Origin of the sequence: Ruminococcus sp. AM43-6 (assembly GCF_003461785.1) — a bacterium.
In the GTDB taxonomy this organism is placed as follows: Bacteria; Bacillota; Clostridia; order Oscillospirales; family Ruminococcaceae; genus Hominimerdicola; species Hominimerdicola aceti.
In genome coordinates, this window is the sequence record NZ_QTXU01000048.1 from 1 (window position 1) to 8060 (window position 8060).

Genomic DNA, 8060 nt, shown 5'->3' on the forward strand with positions numbered 1-8060 from the left:
TTGTTTTTATTATACTTTGATTGTTTTGTATGTGTCAAGTTTTATTATACAGGATTAGTCATCTGATTAATCTCATTCTCCTGACATATCTTCAATGTAGATTGTATTATTTATGTACAAATCCTTATCAATGTCGCGCACAAAGCCCCAATGAATGTTGTACTTCTTGGCGTATTCCTTAAATGCATTAAACTTATTTTCGACCCTTGCATTGCACAGAGAAAAGATGCCGGGATGCTGCTGTAAAGAAATATGGGATCATTCAAAGCATGAACAGTACCAACGGAAGATGTCATGATAATGCACAATGCACGCTGTGAAAGTATGTGGGCAAGAATGAAAGAAGAGCTGTTCTACAACCGTGAAGACAAGCCGGAGAACTACACTATGAAAGAGTTGAAGACTATGATCTGGAGATATTATATGAGTTACTGGGCCAACAGAAGAATCTGCACCGCCAACGGTGGGCTGCCTCCGGCAGCCCGAAGAAAGCTCTACTATGATCATATCTTTCTCGTTGCATAATTCTTGTTCGTATAAAATGTGTCAAGTGATATTGACAAAACCAAAGTTTATTATACTTCTTTAGACATCGGTGGGGTAGATGCGGAAGGTTTGACGGGTAGCAAAGAACAGCACCGTTCATTCTTGAAAGGCTTTAGTGAATGGTGCTGTTATGGCATAATATTATAAATCGACGATGATTAACAAAATAAAACATTTTTTTATTTTTCTTTTAAGTTCCAAAATTGGTACTTGTAAATATTGACTTAGAGTTTTTAAATATGTTATACTTATTTTATGAACATTTCACGATGAAAGGAACTTAGCAATGGAGTCAAATGCACCAAATAAACTTAAACTTTTAAAAATATGGGAAATATTGAATATGATGACTGACTCTGAGCATCAGATGACGACACAACAACTGATAGATGAGCTTGCTAAGTGCATTATCTCAAGTGAAAGAAAGTCTATATATCGTGATATAGAAACTCTGCGTTCAAATGGTTATGAGATACTGAAAGGACGTTCATGGCATGACAACACATATTATGTGAATGAACGCCGTTTCAGTGTTTCGGAAATCAAGATAATTATGGATGCAGTTCAGAGTGCTGCTTTTATTCCTGCCGATAAAACGGAAATACTTCTCGATAAGTTGGCAGACTTGAGTTGTAATATAGAGCGGAACTGCTCAAGCGTCATACTGTGCAGTTTATGACTGTAAAACATAAGAATGACAGCATTTTTCAGAATATAGAGATAGTTGAAAATGCTATTGAAAAGCAGATGAGAATACGCTTTCAATATTTTCACCTTAATGAATATGATGAAAAGGTCTTTGCACATGACGGAGCTATATATCAAGAAGAACCATTGGGATTGATATTTGAGGACGGTAACTACTATCTTTTATGTTATCGTGCCGACCCTGAATATGTCAATAAGGTAAAAGCATTCAGACTTGACAGAATAGAAGATCCTGAGATAGTTTCTGAACCAATAAGTCAAAATGCTGTTGAGGTACTGAAAAATGTTAGCACATATCGTTTACAGTCTTTCAAGATGTATGGCGGCAGTATACGAAAGGTGACGTTTCAGTTTTCTTCTAAACTTATAGAGGTGGTCTATGATAAATTTGGGCATGACATAATAATTCGTCGTAATGGGGATATCTGTAAAACCACGGTGCTTGTGCAAATCAGTCCGACTCTATGGGGGTGGATGCTACAATTTCCCAGGAGTATGAAGATATATGAACCTGAAGATATAAGAGGGGAGTATTACAAATGGGTAAGATCAGCTTTGGAGCAAAAAGATCAACAACAATAAAAAAGGTCCCTGTCAAAGACAAGAACCTGAACACGACACTCGTGATGAAGGTATGAAACCAACGATTTGAAAGAATTTTTATTTGAACTCGTAGTGTAATTTTATAGGGTAGTAATCCTATGACACTATATTAACACATAAAGGGAGGTTTGTCAAGTGGTTGACGAAAAAATTTTTTGGGGATTTGATATAGGAACGGATTCAGTAGGCTGGGCTGTGACAAACAGCGAATATAAGCTGAAAAAATACAAGAACAACTTAATGTGGGGTGTTCATCTTTTTGATGAGGCAAAGCAGTCTGCGGAAAGAAGGTCATTCCGCACGGCAAGAAGAAGGCTTGATCGCCGTAAGCAAAGAATAATACTATTGCAGGAGTCTTTTGTTAGGGCTGTATGTGAAAAGGACGAAAATTTCTTTCGTAGGCTGAAGGAAAGTGCCTTATTGCCTGAGGACGCCGAACATAGAACAAATAACATTTTCTTTGACGATCCTGATTACACTGATAAGGATTATTTTGAAGAGTACCCAACTATACATCACCTTATCTGTGAGCTTATGGAAAGCAAAGAACCTCATGATGTAAGGCTTGTATATCTTGCCTGTGTATATCTGCTTGCTCACAGAGGACATTTCCTTCTTCCGGTATCAGAGGACGATATAAGCAAGGTAACAGAGTTTGAGCCGCTCTATGAAAGCTTTTATAAAACTCTGGAAGAAAAGCTTGATGATGAACCACCGTTTGACAGATCTGCCGATGATTTTGCTGAAATACTAAAAAGCCATAAAACGGTATCTGCAAAGAATAAAGATTTTGATAAACTTCTTTTTGGCGGTAAGGTAAAGACCTATGATAATGAAAATATCAGCTACTCGGCACTTATAAAGCTGCTTAGTGGCGGTACGGAAAAGCTATCAAAGTTCTTTGCAAATGAAGAGTACACAGACCTTGAGAAAGATTCCGTTTGCGTAAGGAATGCGGATTTTGGAGATACTCTAGAGATGCTGGAAGGACAGATAGACGAGCTTGATTTTGCTTTGCTCAAAAGCGTAAAAAGTCTTTATGATTGGTCGCTGCTAGTGGATATTCTTGAGGGTAAATTTCTTATATCTGAGGCTAAAAAAGATAAGTATGATGAGCATGGATATGATCTCGATGCACTAAAATATCTGTTCAGAGAATATCTTACCAAAGATGATTACAATGAAATGTTCAAAGAGGTCAGTGGAAAACAGAACTATGCAAGTTACGTTTATAATGCACCTTCCGATAAAACTAGAGATAGTAAATATAAAAAGTGTAATCAGGAGGATTTTTGTAAGTTTACTAAAAAGTTTTTAAGCAAGATAAAACCAAATGAAAAAGACAAACTTTGCCTTGACAAACTCCTTGAAAAGTGTGAACAAAATTCTCTTTGTCCTAAACAGGTGACTACAGACAACCGAGTTATACCATATCAGCTTTATTATGTAGAGCTTAAAAAGATACTGGAAAATGCTTGTGATTATCTTCCATTTCTTAATGAAAGAGATGAGTATGGTACGGTAGCGGATAAAATACTGAGCATAATGAAATTCCGTGTTCCTTATTATGTTGGTCCACTAGTCGATAGAAAGAAAAGTCCAAATGCGTGGCTTGTTAGAAAACTCGACGGTAAGATCACTCCATGGAATTTTACTGACATGGTAAACGAAGATGAGAGTGAAAACGCGTTTATTCGTCGTATGACTTGTAAATGTACATACGTTGCAGGTCAGGACGTTCTGCCTAAATATTCATTGCTTTATAGCAAGTTCAGCGTTCTTAATGAGATAAACAATATAAAACTTAATGGAGAGCCTATATCCGTCCAGGCAAAACAAGAGATATACACAGAATTGTTTGAAAGGAACAAGTCAAGAGTCAGCAAAAAGAAGATACGCGACTGCCTTATTTCTCATGGCTATGCAGCGGATAGTGATGAGGTGACAGGTATTGACGATATAGCAAAATCTGCTTTGAGATCTTATCATGACTTTAAGAAAATGTTGTCTAATGGTATACTTACAGAGCAACAGGTCGAGGAAATTATTGAACATATCACAGTCACAACAGATAATATACGTTTGAAAAAATGGCTTAAAACACAGTTTCCGATGCTTGCAGACGAAGATGTAAAGTATATCACAAAGCTTAAATATAAGGATTATGGCAGACTGTCACGCTGTTTCTTGGAAGATGTGCTGCCAGTTGATACAAAGACAGGTGAAGCAGAGAGCGATAAGAATATCATAACGATGCTGTGGGAAACCAACGAGAACATAATGCAGTTGTTAAGTTCAAAATATCGATATTCAGAAAATATTGAGCATATGAACAGGCAGTATTATGCACTACCTGAAAATCATAAGAGCATGAGTGAACGTTTGAAAGATATGTATGTCCCTACTGCAGTACGCCGTGAAGTAACAAGGACGTTTGATATTGTAAAGGAACTTAAAAAGATACAAGGCAGAGATCCTGACAAGATCTTTATAGAAATGGCAAGAGGTACAGGTGAAACACCGAAAGGAAAAAGAACAAATTCTCGTAAGGATCAAATCCTTGAACATTGGCATGGCCTTGACAATAAAGATATAAATGATCTGAAAAAGTCAGGCATATGGGAACATCTTGATACCATTGATGACGCAAAACTTAGAAGTGACAAGTATTTTCTTTACTTTATGCAGCTTGGCAGATGTATGTATACTGAAAAATCTATCCCATTTGAAGAAGTGGAAAATGAACATAAATGGAATATAGACCACATATGGCCGCAGGCGAAAATAAAAGATGACAGTCTTGATAACAAAGTTCTTGTCAGCAGCAATGAAAACGGCAAGAAAAGTGACAGTTATCCTATTAGTGATGATATTAGGCATAGTATGGCAGGGTTGTGGCATTCTCTTTATAAAAAAGGACTTATCAGCGAGAAAAAGTATCAAAGACTAACAAGAAGTACGCCTTTTACAGATGATGAGCTTTCAGGTTTTATTGCACGTCAGCTTGTGGAAACAAGACAATCTACAAAAGCGGTTGCTACATTACTTAAAGAGCAGTTTCCAAATACAGAAATAGTTTATGTAAAAGCAGGTCTTGTATCTGATTTCAGGCAGGAAATGGGTATGCTCAAATGTCGTGAAGTAAATGATCTTCACCATGCAAAGGACGCTTATCTTAATATAGTCTTGGGTAATGTTTACAACACGAGGTTTACTAAAGATCCGCTGAATTTTTTAAAGAACAATGAGAAATATTCCATTAAGATATTTCAGAAAAACTCAGACGGTAAGAAAACAGGCGTTATGACACGCAAAGTAGAGCGTGGAGGAGAAGTTGCTTGGGATCCTGAGACATCTTTTGCTATCGTTAGAAAAATGATGTCAAAGAATAGCATATGATATGTGAGATATGCTTATATGCGAAAAGGCGGACTGTTTAACCAGATGCCTGAACGTAAAAAAGCGGGACTAGTTGAACGAAAATCGGGACTAGATACAGGGAAGTATGGCGGTTATAATAATACAACGGCGTCGCATTTTGCTGTGGTAAAGTGTAGAGAAAAATCAGTTGTGGTAGTGCCTGTTGAAACTATGTTCTGCAATAGATTTGCAACTGATATAGAGTTCGCAAAAGCGTATGTTGCACAACAACTAGCTGAAATACTATCACAAGAATTTTCATCTGAGAATATTACATTTCCTTTCGGTCAGAGAATAATCAAAGTAAACACAATGTTTGAGGTTGATGGATTCAGATGTAATTTGGCACAAAAATCAAACAAAGGAAAACAGTTAGTGCTAATATCAGCTTGTTCGCTTGTATTAGATAAAGATACTTATGCATATATGAAGAAAATCTCATCATTTATAGCTAAGAAAAAAGTAAATAAAAGTCTTGTTATAAATAGTTATACTGGAATAACCGTGGAGGATAATATTTCGGCATTTGATGTGTTAGTAGAAAAAATGCAGTCCTCGCCTTTCAAGGTTTTCTTTCATAAAATAGGTACAAAAGTTGCAAATGGCAGAGATAAATTTATATCTTTGTCTGTAGATGAACAGACAACAGCTCTTTTTTATATACTTATGCTCCTGAAAACAGGTCGTTCAACTGGATGTGACCTCACATTAATAAACGAAAGTGGTCAGGCTGGTGTTTTGACGCTAAATTCTGACTTTTCTAAAATAAAAGATAAGAAGACAATCTATATTATCGACCAGTCACCGACGGGACTTATCGAGCGTAAGTCACTGAATTTGCTTGACTTATGAGTTGGAGAACTGTTGTCATTTCCAAAAGATCAAAGCTTGATATGAGGAATGGCTATCTTGTGGTGAGAACGGAAGATGATGTCAAGAGAATAAATCTTGATGAGATCTCCGTTCTCATTATCGAGAATAGTGCAGTATCAATTACAGGCTGTCTTATTGTGGCTATGTCCGAAAAAAAGATAAAGGTTATATTTTGTGATGAAAAAAGAAATCCCTCATGTGAACTTGTTTCTTATTATGGCAGTCATGATACGTCGGCAAAGATCAAACGGCAGATACAGTGGAGCGATGATATCAAAGCTTGTGCGTGGACTGAGATAGTTGCTGAAAAAATACGCAAGCAAGCCGAGTTTCTCGAAGAACTTGGAAAATCAAACGAAGCTGAGATGTTGCAAGGATATATTGAAGAACTTGAAGTTGGTGATGTCACCAACAGAGAGGGTCACGCAGCAAAGGTATACTTTAATACTTTATTTGGTAAAGATTTTACACGTAGCCGTAATTGCATAATTAATGCCGCTCTGAATTATGGATATAGTTTAATACTTTCTTGTATAAACAGAGAGGTGACAGCTCATGGTTATATAACTCAGTTAGGGCTGTTTCACAGTAATATGTTCAATCAGTTCAATCTTTCATGTGACCTCATGGAACCTTTCCGTATAATTATAGACCGATGGGTATATAAAAATACACCTACTGTATTTGGTAAAGAGGAAAAACATACTATAGTGTCTTTGCTCAGTACAACCGTGATGATAAATGAAAGTGAGCAGTATTTGTCAAATGCAATGCGTTTTTATTGCAGAAGTGTTTTTGAGGCACTCAACGATAATGACGTTTCGAAAATTAGTTTTTATTCATTAAAATAGTTAGAGAGGTGAATGATGAGCTATAGATTTATGAGAATGTTTATATTCTTTGACCTGCCTGTTATTACCACTGAGAACAGAAGAAACTATGCACGTTTCAGAAAATTTCTCATTAAAAATGGCTTTATCATGATGCAGGAGTCTGTTTATTGTAAAATGGTGATTAATCAGACCGCGGCTAACACTGTCATGAGCAATATCAAAAGCAATAAACCTCCTGACGGACTTGTGCAGGTGCTAAATGTTACTGAAAAGCAATTTGAGAAAATGGAGTTTATAACAGGCAGCTTCAAAAGCGATATAGTTGACAGTGATGAAAGATTGGTGATTTTATGACTATTGCATATCCAGCTTTCAATTTATACTGTGAGCTAGAAGAAAGCACGGTTTTGAATTTAGTAATTGAAAATCAGCAGATATTCAGTGATGTAATATCCGATATATATGATCAGTGTTCAGGCGAAAGTGGCAGACTGATTTTGTCGGAAAATAATGAACCGCTTGAATTAAGAAAGCGTGCAGAGCTTATAACTCAGATAATACCTTTTGAAATAAATCAGCGTGATCTTGTAAATAAGCTGTATGCTGAGATAAAAAATGTATCGGTAAATGAACGTTTCTATCAGCATACTCAAAAGCTTATGGCTGATATAGCTTTGTATATTTACATGATAACTGAGTCAGCTGATAATGAAATAGAAATTGATGTTCCACAGGACATAAGCGGTATACTTAAAGCTTTTGGTGTACGTTTTTATGATAAAAAAATGGAACTTTCAGAAAAGATCATAGAATATATGACTGCTGTAAACAAATTTAAAGGAGAGCGTGTATTTTTCTTTGTTAATCTTCGAAGTTATCTGACGGACCGGCAAACTGAGCTTTTATACAAAGACATGCTGCTAAGAAAATTTAAAGTGATCTGTATTGAAAATAATGAACACACGCACCTTGAATATTCAAAAACTTTGATAATAGACAAGGATATGTGCGTTATCTGAATTGTAGGTTTGTCAATCATATTGGACACTATTATTAAGAAATTCGATAGGCGAAAAC

The 8060-nt window shown here is 36.2% G+C and carries 8 protein-coding genes; all 8 read left to right on the forward strand.

Annotated features, from left to right (window positions below; genetic code table 11):
- Window positions 1-294: 294 nt before the first annotated feature.
- The 8 genes from DW938_RS13855 (at window position 295) to csn2 (ending at window position 8002) form a co-directional block, all read left to right on the forward strand.
- Window positions 295-525 carry a hypothetical protein gene (locus DW938_RS13855; RefSeq protein ID WP_181984464.1) on the forward strand — a complete coding sequence of 77 codons (231 nt, stop codon included), beginning with the start codon at window positions 295-297 and terminating at the stop codon, window positions 523-525.
- A 307-nt stretch (window positions 526-832) separates the two neighbouring features.
- Window positions 833-1225 carry a hypothetical protein gene (locus DW938_RS13860; protein WP_118125500.1) on the forward strand — a complete coding sequence of 131 codons (393 nt, stop codon included), beginning with the start codon at window positions 833-835 and terminating at the stop codon, window positions 1223-1225.
- Window positions 1222-1836: a WYL domain-containing protein gene (locus DW938_RS13865; RefSeq protein WP_118125502.1), complete on the forward strand. Its 615-nt coding sequence runs from the start codon at window positions 1222-1224 to the stop codon at window positions 1834-1836. The genes DW938_RS13860 and DW938_RS13865 overlap by 4 nt, the downstream gene beginning before the upstream one ends.
- Window positions 1837-1992: 156 nt before the next feature.
- Window positions 1993-5256 (forward strand): type II CRISPR RNA-guided endonuclease Cas9, encoded by a 3264-nt coding sequence (gene cas9, locus DW938_RS13870; RefSeq protein ID WP_118125504.1) that lies wholly within the window; start codon window positions 1993-1995, stop codon window positions 5254-5256.
- Window positions 5257-5274: 18 nt separating this feature from the next.
- The gene (locus DW938_RS13875; RefSeq protein ID WP_118125506.1) at window positions 5275-6129 is read left to right on the forward strand and encodes a Cas9 endonuclease PAM-interacting domain-containing protein; all 855 of its coding nucleotides are present in this window, start codon (window positions 5275-5277) and stop codon (window positions 6127-6129) included.
- On the forward strand, window positions 6126-7001 hold the full coding sequence (cas1, locus tag DW938_RS13880; protein WP_117878758.1) for a type II CRISPR-associated endonuclease Cas1: 876 nt from the start codon (window positions 6126-6128) through the stop codon (window positions 6999-7001). The genes DW938_RS13875 and cas1 overlap by 4 nt, the downstream gene beginning before the upstream one ends.
- Before the next feature lie 15 nt (window positions 7002-7016).
- Window positions 7017-7337: a CRISPR-associated endonuclease Cas2 gene (gene cas2, locus DW938_RS13885; protein ID WP_242992560.1), complete on the forward strand. Its 321-nt coding sequence runs from the start codon at window positions 7017-7019 to the stop codon at window positions 7335-7337.
- Complete coding sequence (gene csn2, locus DW938_RS13890) at window positions 7334-8002, forward strand: type II-A CRISPR-associated protein Csn2 (RefSeq protein WP_117878760.1); 669 nt, start codon at window positions 7334-7336, stop codon at window positions 8000-8002. Before cas2 ends, csn2 begins: the two co-directional genes overlap by 4 nt.
- Window positions 8003-8060: the final 58 nt, after the last annotated feature.